The organism is Kitasatospora sp. SC0581, assembly GCF_048159585.1.
GTDB lineage: Bacteria > Actinomycetota > Actinomycetes > Streptomycetales > Streptomycetaceae > Kitasatospora.
In genome coordinates this window covers 252,758-275,601 of sequence record NZ_JBLRWA010000003.1, presented here as the reverse complement: position 1 = coordinate 275,601, position 22,844 = coordinate 252,758, and the positions used below count along the sequence as shown (strand labels likewise).

The following is a 22,844-nucleotide window of genomic DNA, read 5'->3' as shown; positions in this document are numbered from 1 at the left end:
CGAGGAAAGGTGACCGATGGACCGGGACGCGATGTCGGGAGCGGCGGCCGGGGCGGCGGCGGCCCCGGGGCGGCGGGCCGAGGCGCCGGAGGAGCGCTTCGAGGCCGAGCGCGGCCGGCTGCGGGCGATCGCCCAGCGGATGCTCGGCTCGACCGGCGAGGCCGAGGACGCCGTGCAGGAGGCCTGGCTGCGGCTGGTCCGCACCGGTCCGGCGGAGATCGACAACCTGCCCGGCTGGCTGACCACGGTGGTCTCCCGGATCTGCCTGGACCTGCTGCGGGCCCGTGCCGCGCGCCGCGAGGAGCCGACCGACGAGGCGCTGCCGGAGGCGGCGGGCGGCGGCCCGGAGCCGGAGCGGGAGGCGCTGCTGGTCGAGTCGGTGGGCCGGGCGCTGCTCGTGGTGCTGGACCGGCTGGGCCCGGCCGAGCGGGTCGCCTTCGTGCTGCACGACGGCTTCGCGGTGCCCTTCGACCAGATCGCGCCGATCGTCGGGCGGACCCCGGTGGCCGCGAAGAAGCTGGCCAGCCGGGCCCGGCAGCGGGTCCGCGGGACGGCCGCGCTGCCCCCGGAGCCGCTGGCCGGGCACCGGCGGGTGGTGGAGGCCTTCCTGGCCGCCGCCCGGGGCGGGGACCTGGCCGACCTGCTGGCCGTCCTGGCGCCGGACGTGGTGCGCCGGGCCGATCCGGCGGCGCTGCCACCGGGCCGCGCCCTGGTGGCCCGGGGCGCGCAGGCCGTCGCCCGGGAGACCACGGTCTTCGGCCGCCGGGCCCGGTACGGCGCGGTGGCCCTGGTGGACGGGGTGCCCGGGATCCTGATCGCCCCGGACGGGCGGCTGCGGCTGGTGCTGCGGATGGCGGTCGCGGACGGCCGGGTGGCCGGCTACGAGGTGGTGGCCGACCCGGCCCGGCTCGCCGCGCTCGACCTGGCCGTGCTGCCGTGGCCCGGGTGACTGCCGCCGGGGTGGGCGCCGCGGCGGGGCACGGGGTGGTCAGTCGGCGATCCGGACCAGCATCTTGCCGGTGTTCTCGCCGCGCAGCATGCCGAGGAAGGCGTCCACCACCCGGTCGAAGCCGTCCACGACCGTCTCGTCCGGGACGACGGCGCCCGAGCGCAGGTGCGGGACGAGGAAGTCGTACAGCTCCGGCCGGGCGTCGAGGTGGTCGCGGACCAGGAAGCCCTCCAGCCGCAGGCTCTTCCCGACCACGTCGAACAGGTTGCGCGGCGCGGCCGGCGGGTTCCCGAGCCGGTTGTACTGGGCGACCGCGCCGCACCAGGCGATCCGGCCGCGCTCGCGCAGGGCGCCGATGGCGGCCTCCAGGTGGTCGCCGCCGACGTTGTCCAGGTAGACGTGCAGCCCCTCGGGCGCGGCCTCGCGCAGCCGGTCCGCGATCGGGCCGTCGTGATAGTCGAAGGCGGCGTCGAAGCCGAGCCGCTCGGTGAGGCGGGCGGCCTTGGCGGCGGAGCCGGTGCTGCCGACGATCCGTCCGGCGCCGAGCAGGCGGGCGAGCTGTCCGGCGGCGGTGCCGACGCCGCCCGCGGCCGCCGAGACGAAGAGCGTCTCGCCGGGCTGGAGCCGGGCGATCCTGGTCAGCGCGACCCAGGCGGACAGGCCGGTGCCGCCGAGCACCGACAGGTGGGCGCTGAGCGGGACGCCGGCGAGGTCGGGGAGCAGGCTCGCCCGTTCGGCGGTGACCACCGAGAGGGTGCGCCAGGCCTGGCGGTGCTGGACCAGCGCCCCGACCGGCAGGGCGTCGGCCCGGGACTCCACCACCCGGCCGAGGGTGCGCCCCTCCAGCGGGGCGTGCAGCGCCCAGCCGCCCTCCTCCATCTCCTCGCGCATGTACGGGTCGACGGACTGGTAGAGGTTCTCGACGAGGGCCTCGCCCGCCGCGAGGGCCGGGACGGTCTCGTCGACGAAGGCGAAGTCCGCGGCGGTCGGCGCGCCGTCGGGGCGGGCGACCAGGTGGACGGCGCGGGCGGTGGGACGGGACATCGGGGCTGCTCCAGGTGCGCGGGGGGCTCGGCGGGACGTGATCACCGTAGGAAGCGCGGGAGCGGCCGGGCAGGGGCGGCGGTCGATGGAACGGGCCGGTCCATGAGCGGGATCGATGGATCGCGGGCCCGCGGATTAGATTCGGGCGCATGACCGATCTCGCCCCGCACGAGCTGCGGACCCTGGTCGCCGTCGAGGAGGAGCGGAGCTTCACGGCGGCCGCCGCACGCCTGGGCACGACCCAGTCCGCCGTCTCGCACGCCGTCCGCGCCTGTGAGCGGAAGCTGGGCACGGTGCTCTTCGACCGCGGGCGCCACGGCGCACGCCCCACCGAGGGCGGCGCGCGGGCGGTGGCGTACGCCCGCCGGATCCTGCGGCTGCTGGACGCGATGGGCCCCGAGGTGCGCGGCGCGGGAGCGGACGGGCCGCTGACCGGCACCCTGCGGATCGCCGCCTTCCGCAGCGCCGCCGCCCACCTGCTGCCACCCGTCCTGGCCCGGCTCGCCGAGCGCCACCCCGGGCTCGGCACCCGCGTCCGGATCGTCCGGGAGCTCGGCCGGGGCAGCGCCGGGGAGGTCGCCGACGGGCGCGCCGACCTCGGGCTGGCAACGCTCGACGCGGGCGGCCCGCCGCCCGTCCCGGGCCTGGTCGCGGTGCGGCTGTACGAGGAGTCGTACGCGCTCGCGCACCCGCAGGGCCACCCGGCGCCGCGCGAACTCCCGCTGGTCGACTGGGACGAGAACTGCGGCTCGTACACCCGGGACTGGTGGCAGCGGCAGGACTGGATCCCGCCCGCGACCGTGGACGTGGAGGACGACACGGTGGCCGTCTCGCTGGTCGCCCAGGGCCTCGGCATGGCGATCATGCCCCGGACCGCCCTGCTCGGCGCCCCGGCCGGCCTCGCCGTCACCGACCTCGGGCCGCGGCCGCCCAGCCGCTCCGTCGGGTACGTCACCACGCCCGAGCTGGCCGGGACGGCCGCCGTCCGGGCGCTGATCCGGGAACTGCGCGAACTGCCGCTGCCCGCCGGGCTGGTGGCGGCCCGGCCCGCGGGGGCGGCGCGTCCTTCGGCACCGGCCGGGGCTCCGGAAGAGGCCCCGGCCCCGGCGGCCGCTCAGCCCCCGACGGCCTCCCGGAGCCTGCGGAACTCCTCGGCCAGCCCGTCCAGGGTGTAGTGGGCGTTGAGGCCGCTGGGGTTCGGCAGCACCCACACCTCGGTGTTGCCGATGCCCTCCGGCTGCCGCCCGAGCGGGGCCCGGCGCTGCCCGAAGGCCGTCCGGTAGGCGCCGATGCCGAGCACGGCCAGGGCGCGCGGGCGCAGCCGCAGCACCCGCTCGCGCAGCGCGGCGCCGCCCTCGCGCAGCTCCTCGGTGGTCAGTTCGTCCGCCTTGGCGGTGGCGCGCGGGGCGACGTTGGTGATGCCCAGCCCGAGCGCGAGCAACTCCCGCTGCTCGTCCGGGCGGTACTGGCGCCCGGTGAAGCCGGAGCGGTGCAGGGCGGGCCAGAAGCGGTTGCCCGGGCGGGCGAAGTGGTGGCCGGTGGCGCCGGACCACAGGCCCGGGTTGATGCCGCAGAACAGCACCCGCAGCCCGGGCCCGGAGACGTCCGGGATGGTGCTGTCCTTGGCGGCCAGCAGCTGCTCGGCGGTGGGCTTCATCGGTGCGCTCGGATTCACCCGGCCAAGTCTGCCGTGCCCTTGGCGGGGGCCTCCGTCCGGGCCGTGCCCTCGGCCGGGGCCTCGGTCGCGTCCTCGGCCGTGGCCTCCGTACGGACCGGGGCCTGGGCCTGGGTCGTGCCTTCGGCCGTCGCCTCCGTACGGACCGGGGCCGGGGCCGCGAGCCGGGCCGAGGCCCTGGCCGCCCGGCGGTCGCGCAGCCGGCGCAGGCCGAACACCACCGCGGCCGCGTACGCCCAGCCGACGAAGACGTCGATGATGAAGTGCTCCGCGCCGTACACCAGGGTGAAGGTCATCGCGAGCGGGTAGGCGACCAGCACCGCCCGCAGCCAGCGCTTGGCGGTGGGCCAGAAGAAGAACAGCAGCATCGCCGGGTAGGCGGAGTGCAGCGAGGGCATCGCGGCGACGTCGTTGGCGAACTGGCTGCCGTTCTCCAGCAGTGAGTCGGCCTGCGGCAGCCCGCTCACCGAGATCACCTCCCAGACCACCCGGGACAGGTGCGGCAGGTTGCCCTCCTGGGCGACCAGCCACGGCGGGTCGGCCGGGTAGAGGAGGTAGGTGGCGAAGCCCGCGAAGGTGAGCGTCAGGTAGGCGGCGAGCAGTTGGCGGAAGCGCTGGTGGGCGCGCCGCCAGAGCACCGCGAGCAGCAGGAAGACGACGAAGAAGTGCGAGAGGTAGACGGCCACCGCGGCGTAGTCGTACCAGTGCGGCGAGCCGGCGGTGTAGAGGGCGCGCTGGAGCCGGACGGTCCAGGTCTCGCCGAAGCCGAGCACCTCGTCGAAGCGCAGCTGCGGCAGCCAGTGCGGGGCCCACGGGGTGTGCGCGCCGTAGCCGCGCAGCAGCGAGTACGTCCACACCACGGCCATCACCGGGACCCAGTCGCGCAGGACCAGGAGGAAGCCGCGGGGGCCGTGCCCGCTGTGCACGGCGCCGGTCAGCAGGGCGGCGATCAGCCAGAGGAACAGCACGTCGTTGGCGGCGGGGATGCCCTCGGTGCGCAGGAACCAGAGGAGGCACGTCAGGTAGAGCGGCCAGGCCAGCCATCGGAGTCTCGACCAGCCCGTCACGCGGGGGCGGGGCGGAGGCACCGGGCGCGGCTGCCCGGCCCGCACGTCGTGCGGGGCCGGGGAGAGGGTCTTGGTCATGCGCACTGAAACTAGCAACCCAAACTTGGAGGTCTCTGGGTGAAATATGACCGGATCGTAAGAACGTCCGACCCGGTCGTCACCCGGTTCGACACACGGTCAGGCACCGGAAGGCGCCCTCGGGCACCTGCGGACACCGTCGGGCGCCTTCCGGCACCGTCCGGCGGCCTCAGGCCACGATGCCCAGCTCGTGCGGGGTGTTGTTGAAGCGGCGGCCGCCGGCCGGGGTGACGGTGACGATGTCCTCGATCCGCACCCCGAACCGGCCGGGCAGGTAGATCCCGGGCTCGATGGAGAAGCACATGCCGGGCACCAGCGGCCGCTCCTCGCCCTCGACCAGGTACGGAGGTTCGTGCGTGGTGGTGCCGATGCCGTGGCCGGTGCGGTGGATGAAGTACTCGCCGTACCCGCCCTCGGTGATCACCCGGCGGGCGATCCGGTCGATCTCCTGGCAGCCGACACCGGGCCGGACCGCCTCGAAGGCGGTCTGCTGGGCCAGCCGGACCAGCTCGTGCACCGTCCGCACCTCGTCCGGGACGTCCGGGCCGACGTGCACGGTCCGGGTGGTGTCGGAGCCGTAGCCGTCCTTGAGACCGCCGAAGTCCAGCACCACCGTGTCACCCGTACGGATGACCCGCTCACCGGCCTCGTGGTGCGGGTCGGCGCCGTTCGGGCCGGAGCCGACCACGGTGAAGTCGACCTGGCTGTGCCCGTACTGGATGAGCAGCGCGCCGAGGTCGGCGGCCACGTCGGTCTCCCGGCGGCCGGCGAAGGGGACCTCCAGGATGCCCCGGTAGGCGGCGTCCGCCGCGCCGCCGGCCGAGGCCAGCCGCTCCAGCTCCTCGGTGTCCTTGACGGCGCGCAGCATCGGCAGGCTGTCGGTGAGCGAGGTGAAGGAGACGCCGGGCAGCGCGGCCTGGAAGCCGAGCAGGTGCAGGGCCCAGGTGTTGTCGGAGACGCCGTACCGGCCGGCCGGGTCGAGCAGCGGGCCCGCGGTGGCGAACGGGTCCTCGCCGTCGGACCAGTCGAGCAGCCGGACGGCGGGGGCGCCGACCGCCTTCTCGGCGTCCGGACGCTCCAACTTGGGCACCACCAGGGTGGGTTCGCGTCCGGCCGCGAGTACGAGGGCGGTCAGCCGCTCGGTGATCGCGGTGGGCGAGTAGCCGCACAGGTAGGCCAGGTCGGGGCCGGGGGCGACGACCAGGCCGGCCAGTCCGGCGGCGGTCGCCTCGGCGGTGGCACGGGTCATCCGGTCGGTGTGGTCCTGCACGGTGAAGGGGCGGGGCACGGCGGTTCCTCCTCTGGGGCCGGATGGGCTCTGCTGAGCCTCCGTCGCGTCAACTCCATCACTTCCGGGAGGAGTTGGTGAAGCCCTCGGGGGAGCCCCGGCGGGCCGGCGCGGTGCCGGCGGGTCCGGCGCTCCCCGGCCGGGGCCGCCGCGGCCCCCGGCGGAGGCCGGTCCTGCCGGTCCTGTTGGTCCTGCCGGTGCGATCGGCGGGGTCGGTGCGATCGCTCCCGCCGACAGCCGGAGCGCGAGCGCCGGGACGAGGCCGAGCAGGATGCGGGTCGGCCCGCGGAGCGCCAGGGCCGGTGCGGCGGCGGCCGTCCGGTTCGGCGGGGGTCTGTCCGGCGCATGCATGCGGTCCTCCTCCGTACGGCCCCGGCCGGGAGCGCCCGACCGCGCGGGAGCCGGGGGAGGGGTCGGGAAGAGAGGCCGTACCCGGCCAGTCCACCGGGGCGCCGCGGCCGCCGCATGCCGCGAGCACCCGAGCGGGTGACCGGCGACAGGACCGGAGGAGCCGCGGCCGACGGCGCGATCCGGGCCCCGCGGACCGGCCGCGGACCGCTCCAAAGGCCCCGCAGCCTGCTCTACGGTCTCCGACCGGGCACGGAATCATAAATTCCGGGCCGACTGTCGGTGCGGTGGGACACCATGGCCGCCATGTCCTATGAACTCCAGGCGCTGATAGGAACACGGGAGCTGCTGACGGTGGCGGCCGCGGAGGTTCCGGCGGCCCGGGTGGTGCCCTTGGCACAGGGGCTGGCGATGATCCCGGTCACCTCCGCCGTCCTCGCCGCGCTCCAGGGGGACGGCAGCGTGCGCAAGCCGCGCGGCGGGGCCGGGTTCGGCTGGCACTCGGACGGCTTCGAACTCCGGCTGGCCGCCTGGTCGAAGGCCGGCCCGATCGCCTGCGTCGAGGCCGAGTACTTCGGCGGCAGCGGCACCCAGCGCGCCGCCGTCTGGGCGGACGGCACGGTCACCCTCGGCCCGCTCACCATCGGCGAGTTCGAGCCCGCCCCGGCCGACGGCACCCCGATCTCCCACGTCCTGCGACGGATCGGCGCGCGCACCGAGGAGGGCCGGGCGGACGAGTTCGAGTCGGTCGGCCTGGGCCGGCACCGCAGCACCGCCGGCTGGGCGGAGTCGGCCGGCTGACCCGACCCCCGCGCCCCACCGCCCGTCGGCCCCGCCGCCCGCCCCGGCCCCGCCGACGCGAACGGCCCCGCCCCCGAAGCGGGGAGCAGGGCCGCGCCGTCGTCCGTCGAACCGGCCGACCGGAGGGTCAGCGGTAGTTCACGTACTGGATCGCGAAGTCCAGGTCCTTGCCCTTGAGCAGGGCCTGCACGGCCTGGAGGTCGTCGCGGCTCTTCGAGCTGACGCGCAGCTCGTCGCCCTGGACCTGCGCCTTGACGCCCTTCGGGCCCTCGTCACGGATGATCTTCGCGACCTTCTTCGCGTCCTCCGTGGTGATGCCCTCCTTGACGTTGGCGAAGATCTTGTACTCCTTGCCGGACAGCTGGGGCTCGTTGGCGTCCAGGGCCTTCAGCGACAGGCCGCGCTTCACGAACTTGGTCTGGAGGATGTCGAGTACGGCGCGCACGCGCTCCTCGCCGTTCGCCTTCATCTCGATCTTCTCGCCCGAGCGGCTGATCTCGGCGCCCACGTTCTTGAAGTCGAAGCGCGTCGCGATCTCGCGGGAGGTCTGGTTGATCGCGTTGTCGACCTCCTGCCACTCGACCTTCGAGACGATGTCGAAACTGGAGTCGGCCATGGGTATTGGTCTCCTTGATGCTCTGGTCTTCACTGGCACGGGCCCGCCCCTCGGGGGCGCCCGCGACCCCAGCCTATCCAGCGCCACACCGGCCCCGCCCGTAGCGGGCGCCCGCGGTTTCTTGATCGTCGCGTGATCTATCGAGTGGCGGAGCACCCCCCGGCATCGGGTATGGTTTACCAAGTCGAACGGGGTGAACACCTCGGGAAACGAAGATCCTGGCTGGTTGCCCGAGCGGCCAAAGGGAGCAGACTGTAAATCTGTCGCGCAAGCTACGCAGGTTCGAACCCTGCACCAGCCACAGGATAGAGAAGCGGTCCCTGACCTGCGGAAACGTAGGCTAGGGACCGCTTTTTCGTTTACTTGCAACTGGGGACGAGTGCTGCCCCGTTTGGGCGGCTTGTCTCACTTTGCGCCACCCGAATCCCAGCCCTGACCAGCGCGTACGGACCAGCTACGGACCAGGATCCGGGGCCGGCGGCGCCGGACGGTTCCGGTTGAGCCGCTTCGAGATCAGCTCATTCGCGTACTCGACGGTGCCGTGCAGGCACTTCGCGTAGACCCGCAGCAGGACGGCCACGCTGTGCCCCGCCCGCCGGGCGACCTCGGTCGGGTCGACCCCGGAGTTCAGCCCGAGCGAGATCCCCGCGTGCCGCAGGTCGTACGGCCGCTTGCCGAGCTTCGTGGCGCAGTCTGCCGGCGACAGCACCTCGGCGCGGGCCCGCTGCCAGACGACCCCGTACCCGCTCTCCTGCACCATGCCGCCCCGGGACGTCCGGAACAGCCGACCGTCGGGCGCGGCGCCGAACGCGGCGACGTGCTCCCGCAGGATCGCCACCAGCTCGGGCGGGATCGGAACGCGCCGGGTCGCCTTCTCGGCCCGGTGCTTCAACCCGCGCTTGTCGTGCGACGTCCCGTCGTCCGTCCAGGACGACGGGACCCGCGGCCGGGGCTCGTCCAGGACGACGTAGCCCCACCCCTCGACCGGGAGGTGGCAGCGGGCGAGCGTGAGGAACACGGCCTCGGCCGGCCGCAGCCAGCCGTAGTAGAGACAGGCGAAGGAGGCCCGGAGGTGGGCCCCGCGCTTCCCCTGACGTCCGGCCGCCTCGATCAGCGCCGCGGCCTGGTCCTCGTTGACCACCACGCTGGGGTCGACCTCCTCCTCGGCCTCCGGCGGTTGCCACTGGACGGTCGGGAGGAGATTGGCGGTCAGGTAGCCCTCCTCCACCGCGTAGCCGAAGAGGTGGCCGAGGATGCGGCGCTTGCGCAGGATCACCGAGGGGGCGGCCTTCTTGCCGTCGAGCTTCACTGCGAGGGCGTTCAGCAGGCGGCGCACCATCGGTGGCTCCTCGAAGGCGGAGACCGCCACGGACTGCTTCTGCACCCACGCCAGGGCCTTGGCCCAGTCCGCCGGCGGCTCCTCCTCCCACTGGTGCACGTTGAACGCCCAGCTGTAGAGCGCCCGGCGGACGACCCGCTTGTCCGGCATGCCGGCCTCCGACTTCACCAGCTCGAACGTGACCGTGGCGAGGGCATCGGCCCACGTGGTGCGGGTCTTGGCCGGAGCCCCCTCCCAGCGGGCCTCGACGTACCGTCGGCCGAGCTCGTACCAGGTGATCTGCTTCTCCTTGCGGAGCTCGGAGAGCGGCAGGCCCCGGTTGACGTCGAACGGCTCGCCTGACCGGGCCGCGGTGATCAGCTCGGCCTTGCGACCGTCCGCCTGGGCCTTGGACAGGTAGGACTCGGAGAACTCTCGCCCGGCGACCGTCCACCGGACCATCCACGGCTTGCGGCGGTCCGGGCAGTGGCGTGGTCCCAGAACACGCTCGGGCCCCACCCTGCCGAAGCGGAGCAGGGCCCGAAGTGCCGTCCTCTTGGGGAGCGAGCTCCCGTTCAGGCGTGGTCGGCGTGACCTTTCGGTCTTGCCCTCCGGACTGCCCAGGTGCCGGGTGCCTCGGCCCGATCTATCCCGGGCCCCTTCGCCCTGGATACGGCTGTAGCCAGCCGTCCATGGGCGCATTTGTGCAGCTCAGAGCAGCCCCAAGAAGGCCCGTCTGTGTCGCCCCTGTCTCACTTGGTGCGACACCCACAACATAGACAACTCGCCTGGGCAGGTTAAGAGAGTCGGGTTTCTCGCGCCTGTTGGGCACCTCCCCTAGCATCGGTCCATGGCCCTAGACCCGGATGACTCTCGCCCCCCGTACCAGCAGGTCCGCGGCTCTCTGCGGGCCTCGATCCTCACGAAGCAGCCAGGGTTCGAGCCCGGCGACAAGCTCCCCTCCGGCCCCGAGCTGGCCAAGCACTTCGGCGTGGCGCGCGGCACGGTGGACAAGGCGCTCGACCTGCTCCGCACCGAGGGGCTGATCGTGACCCGGCAGGGCAGCGGCTCCTTCGTGCGGGAGCGGACATCCCGGCCGGTCGGGCTGCGGCCACACCTCGAAGCGGCCTTCGAGCAGCAGCAGGTGACCCTCGACTTCGCCGGCTTCTCCAGCGGGACGCTGCACAACGCGCTCCAGGAGCCGCTCGACAAGGTCCGCTCCGGACGGCTGGCGCCGGAGTCCATCATGGTCCGGCTCCTGCTGCCGGACACCACGGCGCCCATGGCGGTGCCGGTCCTGGTCGACGGGCTCCAGGACGAGGCCGCCCTCCTGCAGCGCGCGCGCAACATCGCCCTGACGAACGTCGGCGGCATCGCCCACTCGGTGGAGATGCTGGCCGAGCTGGGCCTGGTCCAGAAGGCGAGCGTCCAGGTCAAGGTGCACCGGGCGTCCAGCCTGTTCAAGCTGTACATCCTGAACCGGCAGGAGGCGTTCTTCGGCTTCCACCCGCTCCGCGAGCGCACCGTGGCGATCGATGACACCGACCACACCTTCTACGACGTGACCGGCAAGGACACCACCCTGTTCCACCACGCCGCCGGCCCGGACGACGCCTCGCTCGGATCGCAGTACGTCCAGCAGGCCCAGATGTGGTTCGACAGCGTGTGGAGCACGATCGCCTACGAGCGGCAGGCATGACCACCACCCCTCAGCAACTCGCCGACATGCTGCGGCCGGTGAAGCACGTGCTCCTCGACTTCGACGGCCCGGTGTGCTCGGTCTTCGCCGGCCTACCCGCCCCGGAGGTCGCGCGGCGACTCCGTGAGGGCCTGCTCGCCGCGGGCGAGCAGGCCCCGGCCGGGGCGGCGGAGGAGAGCGACCCGCTCGCCCTGCTCCGCCTGATCTCGGACGCCCGCCCCGATCTCACGACGGGCACGGACGCCGCACTGGCCGCGCTGGAGGCCGAAGCTGTTCGGGTCGCCCGCCCGACCCCGGGCGGAGAATCGGTTCTGCGCGCTGCTGCCCGTTTCGGTCGACTGGTCTCCGTGGTCAGCAACAACGCGGGCGCGGCTATCGAGACCTACCTCACTGAGCACGGTCTCAGCGGCTACGTGGCCGGCGTCTTCGGGCGTGCCCCTGGCGAGCCCTCGTCCATGAAGCCGAACCCGCGCCTCCTGCTCGAAGCGATGGAAGCCGTAGGCACGGGACCGGAGCACTGCATCTTCATCGGCGACGCGGCTCGCGATGTCGAGGCTGGGGATGCCGCCGGAGTCTCGACGATCGGCTACGCCAACAAGCCAGGGAAGGACATCAAGCTGGCCGTCGCTGGCGCCGCGGTGATCGTGGACTCGATGGAGCTGATCGCGGACGCCTTGGCCTGATGTCCAAGTTCTGATCCAGTCGTGACTGGTCAGCGGGTTGGGCACTCCCTCGACCCGTCTCGGCCTTGGGAGCGCCGGAGCGGTCGCCGACTGATGCTTACTCAACGCCTTGCGAAGTGCTCAGATCCCATGCAGGGGCGTCTTAGTCAGTGGGATAGTGACACTCAGCGCTCGCCGGTGGGGTAGGTGCGGCTGTTCGTGGAGGTTGAAGGATGGCAGCAAGCTCGACAAATCGGATTAGTCTCTCACAGTCCGCAAAAGACGTACTATGGTCAGAATCTGGCGGACACTGTCAAAATCCGGGATGTCGACTTGATCTACATGCATTGATAGACCGGGCGCACGTGGCAGAGCTTGCACACATCATTCCAGCAAGCACCAATGGGCCACGCGCAACAGAGGGCGCGGATCTCACAGAGTCGGAGCGCGCTGATCCAACAAACATTCTTGTGCTGTGTCCGACATGCCATACCATGATTGACAAGGGATACAGCCAGTATCCGGCAGGCGAGTTGCGTCGCTGGAAAGAGCGGAGTCGGCGAGCTCGCGCCGTCGCTTTCGGAACTCCGCAGTTCACGTCAAGGGCTGAAGCACGAGCAGCCGTGGAGCCCCTCCTAGGTGCCAATCGGACAGTTTTTCAACTGTACGGCCCACTCGATGACGTATTCGATGACACTCGTGCCGATCAGTGGGGTCGGCATGTGGTGGATACGGTCATTCCGAATAACAGGACTTTGCTGCAGCTGCTGCAATCAAATCGCGACTTGCTGACAGACGGCGAGAAGGCAACGGTCGACATTTTCGCCATACATATGAAGCAGCTGGAGGAGCGCCACTTGGAGGGGAACTGGACTCCAGGATCAATGCGATTTCCGGATGCGATGAACGTTATTCTGAAGGGTGACGGATGAGCATCCGATCCTGGGTGATTAAGCAGCTTCAAAAAGAGTTCCACTCCTCTCATAGTTCCATTCAATCCATCGGCGAAAACGGCGTGAGGGTGACGCGTCTGGGGCGGCCGGATGCTACGGGGTACTGCGTGGAACCGGACGGATCGCCATTTACCGCGCCAATGCTGGATGAGGCGATAGCGGAGCTTCCCGAGGTGGGAATGGTCATCGTGACCAGGCGCGTGGTTGACGCCGACGTCTATTCGCGGGCGCTGGAACTTGGCGTCTGCGTGGAGACTTTCGGCGGCTTTAGTCGTGCGGTCACATTCCTTGATGACATTTCTAGCTACATGCATCCCGAAGAGGAATATTTCCGGAGGCGCATTTCTCGCACGAGGATTGTGAGCTCTGTGAGTCGTCGAGGCCACCGAGCATGGGAGCTGCAAAGAATTAACGGGCTTCGGCCGTTGACTGTGGTGACCCATGATCGCTATGAGCTGACCGATGAAGGATTTGCCGGAGTTCTCGATCAGTATCCAGGAATTGATATCGATGCGCTGGTTATCACGAACCCTTCAGCGCAAGGCTTTGGGAAGCGAGTAGTCACTAGCGCGCGCGAAGCAAACATTCCGCTGTACAAGCTAGATGACTTTATTGGCAAGATCCGCGAGAGATGGACCTGAGGCGGCGCTGGCCCATCCTCGATGAGCTGTGCGAGTGTGCCGCTGGATTCCCTGCCGTGGAGATCTGGGCGTTCGGGTCTATGCTTTGGTCGGATCGACCAGGAGATTTGGATGTCTTGATTATATACAGCCATCGAGAGGATGTGGCCAGCATTCGAAAAATGGGCTTTTGGGAGCTCTCGTTGCCACCTGTGGAAATCATTGCTATGACTCGGGATGAGGAGTCTCACTATGACTTCATAAAAATAACTGGAGCTAGGCGGATAATTCCAGTTTGAGTCCTCTACTGGGAGCCGCCCGCCCGGGCCCGGGTGAGGTTGGTCCTGACGTTTGCGTCCCCCGTTGTGTGGTGGAAGTTGGACCTTCCCGTTTCTGCCTCGGCCGGAGGGGAAGAGGAGGGCAACCCGCTTGCCCTGCTCCGGCTACTCTCGGATACCCGGCCTGATCTCGCGGTGAGCACGGACGCTACCCAGGCCGCCCTGGAGACGGAAGTTGTTCGGGTTGGCGATCCGCCCCCGGGCGGAGAATCAGTTCTGCTTGCCTGTGTCTGGTCCAGTCGGCTGGTCTCTGTGGTCAGCAAGAATGCGGGCGCGGTCATCGAGGCCTACCTCGCCGAGCAACGGTCGCAGCGACTATGTGGCCGGTGTCTTCGGGCGCGCTTCAGTCGCCCTCTCCTCCATTCAGCCGAACGACGCCTCCTGCTCGAAGCATGGGGGTCGGAACACTGCATCTTCATCGCCGACGCGGGTCGCGACGTCGAGGCTGGGAAGGCTGCTTGCGTGCCGACGATCGGCTACGCCAACAAGCAGGGGAAACGCCAGTTGGCCGCCGCCAGTGGCATGGTGATCGTGGACTCAATGGAGTGAGTCGCAGATGCTCTTCCTGAGGGAGTGGTGGACTAGGCGGCGAGCAGCGGGGCCCTCGGATGTGACTGACATCACCTTCATGTGTGCCATGGATGCCTCGAACGACACGCCGAAGCCCTACAAGGCCTACAGGGCGAGCGTTCTGCAGTCCCGGAAGCAAATCACACCAGCACACTCCGCACTTTTACTATGCGGGTAAATCGAAGTCGTTTTAAAGATTCAGCGGCCGCTCCGCCCGTCGATGAAGCCGCGCACCAGCGGCAGTGCGCGACGCTAGGCTTCTCGTAGTCAGGTCCCCGACGCTCCCCTCGTTTCGGGCTCAACCGGGCCCGTACTGCACCCCGCTGGGGTAGCACCCGGCGGGATCGAGTAGGAGGGGTCCTGGCATGGCGCGTAGGTCACGAAGGTCGAGCAAGCGGATGAACAGTCCCGAATGGTGGCTGGTCTTCATCAGTGGGCTCGGAGTCCTGGTCACGATTGCCGAGCATGCGGGGAGGTTCATCCGTTAGGTGAGCCGAGGACGGACGGCAACGGCGTGGGCAGCAATAGGCCCGGCCGGTAGGAAGTCGGCCGGGCCTACTTAACCCGCGCTGAGGGCCCGGTTCTGGTTGCCGCCAGGGCCGGGCCCGCACGTGCGCGGAAGCTCTCACTGTGTCGGACGGTCCGACAAGGTTGCCGTCGAATGCAGTCTCGCGCTCCTGTCCAACAAAGACAACTTCTCCAGCGGAAGTTGTCTATGGGAGTGCCTAGCCTCAGGACTGCCGCCCTGGGCACTGTCGCGCGGTGCGAGGCGTCGGTAGGTTCTGGGCGGTGATTACTCAGATCGTCACGCTGGTGGGCGTCCTGCTGGGGGCGCTCACCTCGTTCGTGGCCACCGGGTGGGCGGAGCGGGCCAAGCACCGGCGGGTGCTGGCCACGCGGTGGGATGAGCGGAAGCTCGACACCTACGTGCAGTACGCGACCTGCGTGAAGGAGATCGCGGCGGTGGCCAAGCGGGCCGTCGACGCCGAGGCGGGGTCGACGGCGCGGGCGGAGTTCCTGGCCACGATGGAGCAGGCGGAGATCCAGCGGTCGGCGCTCTTTGAGACGCTCGTGCTGCTGGCGAGTCCGGCCGCGGTGGAGGCGGCGAAGGCGGTGAACGCCGCGCTGTGGGAGACCGAGATCGCGGCCCGCGGGCACGCCGGCGGGCCTGACGGCGTCGTCCTGATCGAGTTGCTCAACGCCTACCACTCGCAGGCCCGGCTCGACCTCGGCGTCGGCAACCCGGTCGGCGGAGCGTGACCGGAAACACAGAAGGGCCGGGGGGGGGGGGGGGGGGGGGGGGGCGCCCGCGCGCCCCGGGCGGGGGGGGGGGGGGGGGGGGGGGGGGGGGGGGGGGGGGGGGGGGGGCGGGGCGGGCAGCGGAGACGCTGCCCGAGCCCGGCCCTTGGGGTGCTCGCGGGGGTGGGGTGGTCGGGGGTTCCGGGATCATGATCCGGACCAGTGGCGGACCAGGTCCGGTCCGCGATCAAGAGTCCGCAGGTCAGGGCGCCTCTGGTCAGCGGCCTGTAAATCTGTCGCGCAAGCTACGCAGGTTCGAACCCTGCACCAGCCACAGGATAGAGAAACAGCCCCCGATCTGCGGAAACGCGGATCGGGGGCTGTTTCGTTTTGCCGGGGCGGCCTTGCCGGGGGCGGGGGAGCGGGGAGTCGGGAGGGCGGGCGCCGGGCCGACTTATTGCACATTGCTTGCAATTACGGGTGCCAGGCAGCAGAGTGGGGCCCGGGGGTGGGAGTCCTTCGACAGAGCTGATCGTCTTCCCAGCCGGCGACCGCCGGGACAAACGGCTCGCCCCACCCCCGCCAACAGCCACCCGACGGAGGCCGACGCGGCGTGACGGCCGCGTCAAGGGCGCGTCAAGGCCGCTCGTGGCGGCGTCAGGAACGCGTAGGGGCCCGGCGGGCGACGGGCGCGCGGACCGCAGGATCGGAGCAACTACCGACTGCGGAGGTCCCGTCCGATGTCCAGCGCCATCACCACCCCGGCCGTCACGGCCGACTCCGAGCCGCCTGGCACCGGCGCGGGAGACGAGCGGCACCGGCTCAGCGCGCTCGGCGGGCTGGCCGCGCTCTCGCTGGACGCCATGGCCTCGGTCGCGTACGGGCCGGAGTCGATCGTGCTGGTGCTGGCCGCCGCCGGGGCGTACGGGCTGGGCTTCACGCTGCCGGTCACCGCGGCGATCGCCCTGCTGCTGGCGGTGCTGGTGGCCTCCTACCGGCAGGTGATCGCGGCGTTCCCGGACGGCGGCGGCGCCTACGCGGTGGCCAAGGCGCACCTCGGCCGCCGGACCGCGCTGACCGCGGCCGCCTCGCTGGTCGTCGACTACGTGCTGAACGTCGCGGTCTCGGTCACCGCCGGCGTCGCCGCGCTCACCTCGGCCGTCCCGGGCCTGTACGACGACCGGGTCTGGCTCTGCCTGGGGGTGCTCGCGCTGGTCACCGCGGTGAACCTGCGGGGGATCGCCGAGTCGGCGCGCTGGTTCATGGCGCCGACGGCCGTCTTCGTGCTCTCCATCCTGGCGATCGTCGTGGTCGGCCTGTTCCGGGACGCCCCGGCCAGCACCGCGGCCGCCGCCGGCCACGCCTCGACGCTCGCCGAGAACGCCACCACCGTCGGCGCGCTGCTGCTGCTCAAGGCCTTCGCGGCCGGCTGTTCGGCGCTGACCGGGGTGGAGGCGGTGGCCAACGCCGTCCCCTCCTTCCGCACCCCGCGGGTCAAGCGCGCCCAGCACACCGAGGTCGCGCTCGGCGCCCTGCTCGGCGTGATGCTGATCGGACTGGCCGTGCTGATCGGCCGCTTCCACCTCCAGCCGGTCGAGGGCGTCACCGTGCTCGCCCAGCTCGCCGACGCCTCGCTCGGCCACGGCTTCGGCTTCTACGTCGTCCAGTTCGCCACCGTGGTGCTGCTCGGGCTGGCCGCCAACACCTCCTTCGGCGGGCTGCCGGTGCTGCTCGACCTGCTCGCCCGGGACAACCACCTCCCGCACCTGTTCGCGCTGCGTGCCGACCGCCAGGTGTACCGGTACGGCGTGCTGTTCCTGGCCGCGGTCTCGGCGGCGCTGCTGGCCGGCTCCGGCGGGGACGTCAACAGCCTGGTGCCGCTGTTCTCGATCGGCGTGTTCGTCGGCTTCACCATCTGCCAGGTCGGCATGGTCCGGCACTGGCTGCTGCACCGGCCGTCCGGCTGGCGGTGGAAGGCCGCGCTGAACGGCTTCGGGGCGCTGCTCACCGGCGTCGCGGCGCTGGTCGTCACCGGCACCAAGTTCACCGAGGGCGCCTGGGGCATCGTGGTGGCCCTGCCGCTGCTGGTGGTGCTGTTCGAGGCGGTCCACCGCAGTTACGGGCGGATCGGCGAGCGGCTGGAGCTGGGCCGGGTGCCCGGCCCGGTGACCAGGCAGCGCAGCCTGGTCGTCGTCCCGGTGACCGCGATCACCCGGCTGACCAGGGACGGCCTGTCGGCGGCGCTCTCGCTCGGCGACGAGGTCATGGCGGTGACCGTGGTGCACGAGCCGGCCGCCGCCGAGGCGCTGCGCCGGGACTGGGAGCTGTGGCGGCCCGGCGTGCCGTTGGTGGAGATCCCGGACGTCCACCGCCGGCTGGGCCGGCCGATCGCCGACTTCGTCAACGAGCTGGGGGCGGAGCACGCCTACGACCGGCTCACCGTGCTGATCCCCGAGGTGGAGCCGGCCCGCTGGTGGCAGCGGGCGCTCCAGAACCGGCGCGGCGCCGTGATCGACCGCGCCCTGCGGCGGCACACCGACGCGGTGGTCTGCCGGCTGCGCATGCGGATGTGATCAGGGGACGGGTACGGAACGGCCCCGGACGGCAGCCCGCCGCCCGGGGCCGTTCCGTACCCGGACGTGCCCCCGGCGGCCCGCCGCCGAACGCGCCCCCGGCCCGCCGCCGTGTCTCGGCCCGATCACGACGGTCTCGGTCCGGTGAAGCGCCCGTCAAGGCCGCGTCAACGTCGCGCTGTCACCCGTATGGAGGGCGTCAGGGCCCCATAACGCGCCGCTGACGGCTGGTTTGCTGCATCTGCCGGTCGTCCGCCGGCGCCGCGCGAGCCCCTTCGGCCCAGGTCGCGGCATCTCCCGAACCACTTTGGTGGAGCCCATGTCCGATCTCATCTACGTCGGTGTCACGGTCGCCGTGTTCGCCGTCATCGCCCTGATCGCGCGGGGGGTGGAGAAGCTGTGAGCGCCGAGAACATCGCTGGTCTGGTCGTGGCCGTCGCGCTCGTCGGCTATCTCGTCGTGGCGCTGATCTTCCCGGAGAAGTTCTGACATGGGATCCACTCTCGCGGGCTGGCTCCAGGTCATCGCCCTCGTCGGCGCGCTGGCCCTGTGCTACCGCCCCCTCGGCGACTACATCGCCAAGCTCCTCACCTCCGCCAAGCACCTCAGAGTCGAGCGCGGCATCTACAAGCTGATCGGCGTCGACGGCGACGCGGACCAGCGCTGGCCGTCGTACCTCCGCTCGGTGCTGGCCTTCTCGGCCGTCTCCGTCCTCTTCCTCTACGGCCTGATCCGCCTCCAGGGCTACCTGCTGCTGAACCTGGGTGTTCCGCAGATGGAGGGCCACCAGGCCTGGAACACCGCGATCTCGTTCGTCGCCAACACCAACTGGCAGTCCTACGGCGGCGAGTCCGCGATGGGCCACCTGGTGCAGATGGCGGGCCTGGCGGTGCAGAACTTCGTCTCCGCGGCCGTCGGCATCGCCGTCGTCGCCGCGCTGATCCGGGGCTTCACCCGCAACCGGACGGACCGGATCGGCAACTTCTGGGTGGACCTCACCCGGATCAACCTGCGCCTGCTGCTGCCGATCTCGATCGTCTTCGCCCTGGTGCTGGCCGCCAACGGCGTGATCCAGAACTTCCACGGCTTCCACGAGGTGACCTCGCTGGCCGGCGAGGTCCAGAAGATCCCGGGCGGCCCGGTGGCCTCGCAGGAGGTCATCAAGCTGCTCGGCACCAACGGCGGCGGCTTCTTCAACGCCAACTCGGCGCACCCGTTCGAGAACCCGACCGGTTTCACCAACCTGGTCGAGATCTTCCTGATCCTGCTGATCCCGTTCGCGCTGCCGCGGACCTTCGGCCGGATGGTGGGGGACAACCGCCAGGGCTACGCGATCGTCGCCGTGATGGGCCTGTTCTGGGCCGCCTCGGTGGCCCTGCTGACCCTCGCCGAGTCGCAGCACCACGGCACCGCCCTGCAAGCCGCGGGCGCCGCGATGGAGGGCAAGGAGCAGCGCTTCGGCATCGCCGCGAGCTCGCTGTTCGCCGCTTCGACGACGCTGACCTCGACCGGCGCGGTGAACTCCTTCCACGACTCGTACACGCCGTTCGGCGGCGGGCTGACGGTCTTCAACATGATGCTGGGCGAGATCGCGCCCGGCGGTGTGGGCTCCGGCCTGTACGGGATGCTCGTGCTGGCGGTCATCGCGGTGTTCGTGGCGGGCCTGATGGTCGGCCGCACCCCCGAGTACCTGGGCAAGAAGCTCGGCGGCCGGGAGATGAAGTTCGCCTCGCTGTACATCCTCACCACGCCGACGATCGTGCTGGTCGGCACGGGTGTGGCGATGGCCCTGCCGGGTGAGCGCGCCGGGATGCTCAACTCGGGCGCCCACGGCTTCTCCGAGGTGCTGTACGCCTTCACCTCGGCGGCCAACAACAACGGCTCGGCCTTCGGCGGCATCACCGTCAACACCGACTGGTACGACACCGCGCTCGGCCTGGCGATGATCTTCGGCCGGCTGCTGCCGATCGTCTTCGTCCTGGCGCTGTCCGGCTCGCTCGCCCAGCAGCAGCCGGTCCCGGCCACCCCGGGCACCCTGCCCACCCACAAGCCGCTGTTCGTGGGCCTGCTGTCGGGCGTGATCCTGATCGTCGTCGGCCTCACCTACTTCCCGGCCCTGGCTCTCGGGCCGATCGCGGAAGGTCTGTCCTCCTGATGTCCACCCCTACGCTCAACCCCGCACCGGCCGACAAGGCGGAGCCCGCCGCGCCGCACAGAGTGTCGAGCGGCCTGCTCGACCCGAAGCTGATCCTCGCGTCCCTGCCGGACGCGGTGAAGAAGCTCGACCCCCGGGTGATGGTCAAGAACCCGGTGATGTTCGTGGTCGAGGTCGGCTCGGTGGTCACCACCATCGCCGCGATCGCCGACCCGTCCGTGTTCGCCTGGGCGATCACCGTCTGGCTCTGGCTGACCACGATCTTCGCCAACCTGGCCGAGGCCGTCGCCGAGGGCCGCGGCAAGGCGCAGGCCGACACCCTGCGCAAGACCAAGAGCGACACCATGGCCCGTCGGCTCACCGACTGGCCGGCCACCGGCGCCGAGGAGGAGGTGCCCGGCACCGCGCTCCGGCTCGGCGACCACGTGGTGGTCGAGGCCGGGCAGGTCATCCCCGGTGACGGCGACGTGGTCGAGGGCGTCGCGAGCGTCGACGAGTCGGCGATCACCGGCGAGTCCGCGCCCGTCATCCGGGAGTCCGGCGGCGACCGCAGCGCCGTCACCGGCGGCACCAAGGTGCTGTCCGACCGGATCGTGGTGAAGATCGCCTCGGAGCCCGGCAAGTCGTTCATCGACCGGATGATCGCCCTGGTCGAGGGCGCCGCCCGGCAGAAGACGCCGAACGAGATCGCGCTCAACATCCTGCTGGCCTCGCTGACCATCGTCTTCCTGGTCGCGGTCGTCACGCTCCAGCCGATGGCCACCTACGCGGGCGCCCCGCAGTCGATGATCGTCCTGGTCGCCCTGATCGTGGCGCTCATCCCGACCACCATCGGCGCGCTGCTCTCCGCGATCGGCATCGCCGGCATGGACCGGCTGGTGCAGCGCAACGTGCTGGCGATGTCCGGCCGCGCCGTCGAGGCCGCCGGCGACGTCAACACCCTGCTGCTCGACAAGACCGGCACCATCACCCTGGGCAACCGCCAGGCCGCCGAGTTCCTGCCCGCCCCGGGCGTCTCCACCGAGGACCTGGCCAGTGCCGCGCAGCTCTCCTCGCTCGCGGACGAGACCCCGGAGGGCCGCTCGATCGTGGTCCTCGCCAAGACCGAGTACGGTCTGAGGGCCCGCGCCCAGGGCGAGCTGACCCACGCCACCTGGGTCCCGTTCACCGCCCAGACCCGGATGTCGGGCGTCGACCTGGACGAGGAAATGGAAGGGGCGGAGCGCAGCGACTCGGACAAGGGCGGTGGTGGGCGACGGGTGGGCGTCCACCAGGTCCGCAAGGGCGCCGCCGGCGCCGTCTCCAACTGGGTGACCGGGAACGGCGGTTCGGTCGGCGACGAGGTCTCCGCCCTGGTCGACGGGATCTCCGCCGCCGGTGGCACCCCGCTGGTCGTGGCCGCGAAGACCGGCAGCGCGCCCGCCCGCGTCCTGGGGGTCATCCACCTCAAGGACGTGGTCAAGGAGGGCATGCGGGAGCGCTTCGACGAGCTCCGCCGGATGGGCATCAAGACCATCATGATCACGGGCGACAACCCGCTGACCGCCAAGGCGATCGCGGAGGAGGCCGGCGTGGACGACTTCCTCGCCGAGGCCACGCCCGAGGACAAGATGGCCCTGATCAAGAAGGAGCAGGAGGGCGGCAAGCTGGTCGCGATGACCGGCGACGGCACCAACGACGCCCCCGCGCTCGCCCAGGCCGACGTCGGCGTCGCGATGAACACCGGGACCATGGCGGCCAAGGAGGCCGGCAACATGGTCGACCTGGACTCCAACCCGACCAAGCTGATCGAGATCGTGGAGATCGGCAAGCAGCTGCTGATCACCCGCGGCGCGCTGACCACCTTCTCGATCGCCAACGACGTGGCCAAGTACTTCGCGATCATCCCCGCGATGTTCGCCGGGGTCTACCCGGGCCTGAGCCACCTCAACATCATGGGCCTGCACAGCCCGCAGTCCGCGATCACCTCGGCGATCATCTTCAACGCCCTGGTCATCATCGGCCTGATCCCGCTCGCCCTGCGCGGTGTGCGCTACCGCCCGTCCGACGCCAGCTCGCTGCTGCGCCGCAACATCGGCGTCTACGGCTTCGGCGGCCTGGTGGTGCCGTTCGTCGGCATCAAGCTGATCGACCTGATCGTCCAGTTCATCCCCGGCCTCAGCTGAAGCGGGAAGGAGAGAAAACCATGTCCAAGCCCCTGCCGACGATCCTCCGCACCCACTTCACGGCCCTGCGAGCGCTCCTGGTGCTCACCGTGATCCTCGGGGTCGTCTACCCGCTCCTGATCACCGGTGTCTCCCAGGTCGCCTTCTCCGACAAGGCGAACGGCTCGCCGGTGACGTCCGGCGGCAAGGAGGTCGGCTCCAGCCTGATCGGCCAGAGCTTCAACCTCCCGAAGACCAACCCGGACGACCCGAAGGAGGAGGCCCAGCCGGACCCGAAGTGGTTCCAGCCCCGCCCCTCCGCCGCCGGGACCGGCTACGACGCCTCCTCCTCCAGCGCCAGCAACCTCGGCCCGAACAGCGAGGACCTGCTGAAGGCCGTCAACGACCGCCGCGCCGCCGTCGCCGCGTTCGACGGCGTCGACCCGGCGAGCGTCCCGGCCGACGCGCTGACCGCCTCCGGCTCCGGCCTCGACCCGCACATCTCCGTCGCGTACGCCAAGGAGCAGGTCGAGCGGGTCGCCAAGCACCGCGACCTGCCGGTGGAGACGGTGGGCAAACTGGTCGAGAAGTACACCGAGAGCCGCTCGCTCGGCTTCCTCGGCAACGAGGGCGTCAACGTCGTGCTGCTCAACAAGGCGCTCAGCGAGCAGAAGTGACACCACCTCGTACAGACGGGTGACCGGGCC

Annotated in this window: 20 protein-coding genes and 1 tRNA gene; 15 read left to right on the top strand and 6 right to left on the bottom strand. The window is 71.0% G+C overall.

Annotation, left to right across the window (positions count from 1 at the left end):
- Window positions 1-31 precede the first annotated feature (31 nt).
- Window positions 32-949, top strand: coding sequence for a sigma-70 family RNA polymerase sigma factor (locus ACLWS4_RS07495; protein ID WP_416873754.1), 918 nt, complete (start codon window positions 32-34; stop codon window positions 947-949).
- A 39-nt stretch (window positions 950-988) separates the two neighbouring features.
- On the opposite strand, the gene ACLWS4_RS07490 is transcribed toward ACLWS4_RS07495, so the two are convergent.
- Window positions 989-1,993, bottom strand: coding sequence for an NADP-dependent oxidoreductase (locus ACLWS4_RS07490; RefSeq protein WP_117488268.1), 1,005 nt, complete (start codon window positions 1,991-1,993; stop codon window positions 989-991).
- Between the two features lie 149 nt (window positions 1,994-2,142).
- Here ACLWS4_RS07490 and ACLWS4_RS07485 point away from each other — a divergent pair, with 149 nt between their 5' ends.
- The gene (locus ACLWS4_RS07485) at window positions 2,143-3,168 is read left to right on the top strand and encodes a LysR family transcriptional regulator (protein WP_416873617.1); all 1,026 of its coding nucleotides are present in this window, start codon (window positions 2,143-2,145) and stop codon (window positions 3,166-3,168) included.
- Here ACLWS4_RS07485 and mug read toward each other — a convergent pair.
- From mug to ACLWS4_RS07470, 3 genes are all read right to left on the bottom strand, one after another.
- Window positions 3,108-3,650, bottom strand: coding sequence for a G/U mismatch-specific DNA glycosylase (mug, locus tag ACLWS4_RS07480; RefSeq protein ID WP_416873753.1), 543 nt, complete (start codon window positions 3,648-3,650; stop codon window positions 3,108-3,110). The two genes, ACLWS4_RS07485 and mug, sit on opposite strands and share 61 nt — an antisense overlap.
- A 14-nt stretch (window positions 3,651-3,664) precedes the next feature.
- Window positions 3,665-4,813 (bottom strand): phosphatase PAP2 family protein, encoded by a 1,149-nt coding sequence (locus ACLWS4_RS07475; RefSeq protein ID WP_416873616.1) that lies wholly within the window; start codon window positions 4,811-4,813, stop codon window positions 3,665-3,667.
- A 169-nt stretch (window positions 4,814-4,982) separates the two neighbouring features.
- On the bottom strand, window positions 4,983-6,062 hold the full coding sequence (locus ACLWS4_RS07470; protein ID WP_375876952.1) for a M24 family metallopeptidase: 1,080 nt from the start codon (window positions 6,060-6,062) through the stop codon (window positions 4,983-4,985).
- Window positions 6,063-6,755: 693 nt separating this feature from the next.
- Here ACLWS4_RS07470 and ACLWS4_RS07465 point away from each other — a divergent pair.
- Window positions 6,756-7,250 (top strand): hypothetical protein, encoded by a 495-nt coding sequence (locus tag ACLWS4_RS07465; protein WP_416873615.1) that lies wholly within the window; start codon window positions 6,756-6,758, stop codon window positions 7,248-7,250.
- 127 nt (window positions 7,251-7,377) lie between these two features.
- Here ACLWS4_RS07465 and ACLWS4_RS07460 read toward each other — a convergent pair whose 3' ends face one another.
- Window positions 7,378-7,866, bottom strand: coding sequence for a YajQ family cyclic di-GMP-binding protein (locus tag ACLWS4_RS07460; protein WP_049652087.1), 489 nt, complete (start codon window positions 7,864-7,866; stop codon window positions 7,378-7,380).
- Window positions 7,867-8,086: 220 nt separating this feature from the next.
- Between ACLWS4_RS07460 and ACLWS4_RS07455 the strand changes: the two genes are divergently transcribed.
- Window positions 8,087-8,167: transfer RNA gene (locus ACLWS4_RS07455), tRNA-Tyr, on the top strand.
- Between the two features lie 153 nt (window positions 8,168-8,320).
- Here the strand turns inward: ACLWS4_RS07455 and ACLWS4_RS07450 are convergent.
- The gene (locus ACLWS4_RS07450; RefSeq protein WP_416873614.1) at window positions 8,321-9,646 is read right to left on the bottom strand and encodes a tyrosine-type recombinase/integrase; all 1,326 of its coding nucleotides are present in this window, start codon (window positions 9,644-9,646) and stop codon (window positions 8,321-8,323) included.
- 388 nt (window positions 9,647-10,034) lie between these two features.
- On the opposite strand from ACLWS4_RS07450, the gene ACLWS4_RS07445 reads away from it, so the two are divergent.
- From ACLWS4_RS07445 to kdpC, 11 genes are all read left to right on the top strand, one after another.
- The gene (locus ACLWS4_RS07445; RefSeq protein WP_416873613.1) at window positions 10,035-10,883 is read left to right on the top strand and encodes a GntR family transcriptional regulator; all 849 of its coding nucleotides are present in this window, start codon (window positions 10,035-10,037) and stop codon (window positions 10,881-10,883) included.
- Window positions 10,880-11,566, top strand: coding sequence for an HAD family hydrolase (locus ACLWS4_RS07440; protein WP_416873612.1), 687 nt, complete (start codon window positions 10,880-10,882; stop codon window positions 11,564-11,566). The genes ACLWS4_RS07445 and ACLWS4_RS07440 overlap by 4 nt, the downstream gene beginning before the upstream one ends.
- Before the next feature lie 344 nt (window positions 11,567-11,910).
- Window positions 11,911-12,477: an HNH endonuclease gene (locus tag ACLWS4_RS07435; RefSeq protein WP_416873611.1), complete on the top strand. Its 567-nt coding sequence runs from the start codon at window positions 11,911-11,913 to the stop codon at window positions 12,475-12,477.
- Complete coding sequence (locus ACLWS4_RS07430; protein ID WP_416873610.1) at window positions 12,474-13,139, top strand: hypothetical protein; 666 nt, start codon at window positions 12,474-12,476, stop codon at window positions 13,137-13,139. Before ACLWS4_RS07435 ends, ACLWS4_RS07430 begins: the two co-directional genes overlap by 4 nt.
- A 452-nt stretch (window positions 13,140-13,591) precedes the next feature.
- Entirely contained in the window at window positions 13,592-14,005 is a 414-nt protein-coding gene (locus tag ACLWS4_RS07425) for a hypothetical protein (RefSeq protein WP_416873609.1), read from the top strand.
- Window positions 14,006-14,815: 810 nt separating this feature from the next.
- Window positions 14,816-15,286 carry a hypothetical protein gene (locus ACLWS4_RS07420; protein WP_416873608.1) on the top strand — a complete coding sequence of 157 codons (471 nt, stop codon included), beginning with the start codon at window positions 14,816-14,818 and terminating at the stop codon, window positions 15,284-15,286.
- 719 nt (window positions 15,287-16,005) lie between these two features.
- Window positions 16,006-17,838 carry an APC family permease gene (locus ACLWS4_RS07415; protein WP_074003983.1) on the top strand — a complete coding sequence of 611 codons (1,833 nt, stop codon included), beginning with the start codon at window positions 16,006-16,008 and terminating at the stop codon, window positions 17,836-17,838.
- 399 nt (window positions 17,839-18,237) lie between these two features.
- Window positions 18,238-18,327, top strand: a complete 90-nt coding sequence (gene kdpF / locus ACLWS4_RS07410) for a K(+)-transporting ATPase subunit F (protein WP_045693083.1) — start codon at window positions 18,238-18,240, stop codon at window positions 18,325-18,327.
- Window position 18,328: 1 nt separating this feature from the next.
- Window positions 18,329-19,993 (top strand): potassium-transporting ATPase subunit KdpA, encoded by a 1,665-nt coding sequence (kdpA, locus tag ACLWS4_RS07405; protein WP_117488258.1) that lies wholly within the window; start codon window positions 18,329-18,331, stop codon window positions 19,991-19,993.
- Complete coding sequence (kdpB, locus tag ACLWS4_RS07400) at window positions 19,993-22,158, top strand: potassium-transporting ATPase subunit KdpB (RefSeq protein ID WP_416873607.1); 2,166 nt, start codon at window positions 19,993-19,995, stop codon at window positions 22,156-22,158. Before kdpA ends, kdpB begins: the two co-directional genes overlap by 1 nt.
- Window positions 22,159-22,178: 20 nt before the next feature.
- Window positions 22,179-22,814, top strand: a complete 636-nt coding sequence (gene kdpC / locus ACLWS4_RS07395) for a potassium-transporting ATPase subunit KdpC (RefSeq protein ID WP_416873606.1) — start codon at window positions 22,179-22,181, stop codon at window positions 22,812-22,814.
- Window positions 22,815-22,844 lie beyond the last annotated feature (30 nt).

What these genes read in the sequence shown, in the direction of transcription:
- ACLWS4_RS07495 (WP_416873754.1), top strand. Translation starts at nt 32, where the DNA reads ATGTCGGGAGCGGCGGCCGGGGCGGCGGCGGCCCCGGGGCGGCGGGCC.
- ACLWS4_RS07490 (WP_117488268.1), bottom strand. Translation starts at nt 1,993, where the DNA reads ATGTCCCGTCCCACCGCCCGCGCCGTCCACCTGGTCGCCCGCCCCGAC.
- ACLWS4_RS07485 (WP_416873617.1), top strand. Translation starts at nt 2,143, where the DNA reads ATGACCGATCTCGCCCCGCACGAGCTGCGGACCCTGGTCGCCGTCGAG.
- mug (WP_416873753.1), bottom strand. Translation starts at nt 3,650, where the DNA reads ATGAAGCCCACCGCCGAGCAGCTGCTGGCCGCCAAGGACAGCACCATC.
- ACLWS4_RS07475 (WP_416873616.1), bottom strand. Translation starts at nt 4,813, where the DNA reads ATGACCAAGACCCTCTCCCCGGCCCCGCACGACGTGCGGGCCGGGCAG.
- ACLWS4_RS07470 (WP_375876952.1), bottom strand. Translation starts at nt 6,062, where the DNA reads ATGACCCGTGCCACCGCCGAGGCGACCGCCGCCGGACTGGCCGGCCTG.
- ACLWS4_RS07465 (WP_416873615.1), top strand. Translation starts at nt 6,756, where the DNA reads ATGTCCTATGAACTCCAGGCGCTGATAGGAACACGGGAGCTGCTGACG.
- ACLWS4_RS07460 (WP_049652087.1), bottom strand. Translation starts at nt 7,866, where the DNA reads ATGGCCGACTCCAGTTTCGACATCGTCTCGAAGGTCGAGTGGCAGGAG.
- ACLWS4_RS07450 (WP_416873614.1), bottom strand. Translation starts at nt 9,646, where the DNA reads ATGGTCCGGTGGACGGTCGCCGGGCGAGAGTTCTCCGAGTCCTACCTG.
- ACLWS4_RS07445 (WP_416873613.1), top strand. Translation starts at nt 10,035, where the DNA reads ATGGCCCTAGACCCGGATGACTCTCGCCCCCCGTACCAGCAGGTCCGC.
- ACLWS4_RS07440 (WP_416873612.1), top strand. Translation starts at nt 10,880, where the DNA reads ATGACCACCACCCCTCAGCAACTCGCCGACATGCTGCGGCCGGTGAAG.
- ACLWS4_RS07430 (WP_416873610.1), top strand. Translation starts at nt 12,474, where the DNA reads ATGAGCATCCGATCCTGGGTGATTAAGCAGCTTCAAAAAGAGTTCCAC.
- ACLWS4_RS07415 (WP_074003983.1), top strand. Translation starts at nt 16,006, where the DNA reads ATGTCCAGCGCCATCACCACCCCGGCCGTCACGGCCGACTCCGAGCCG.
- kdpA (WP_117488258.1), top strand. Translation starts at nt 18,329, where the DNA reads ATGGGATCCACTCTCGCGGGCTGGCTCCAGGTCATCGCCCTCGTCGGC.
- kdpB (WP_416873607.1), top strand. Translation starts at nt 19,993, where the DNA reads ATGTCCACCCCTACGCTCAACCCCGCACCGGCCGACAAGGCGGAGCCC.
- kdpC (WP_416873606.1), top strand. Translation starts at nt 22,179, where the DNA reads ATGTCCAAGCCCCTGCCGACGATCCTCCGCACCCACTTCACGGCCCTG.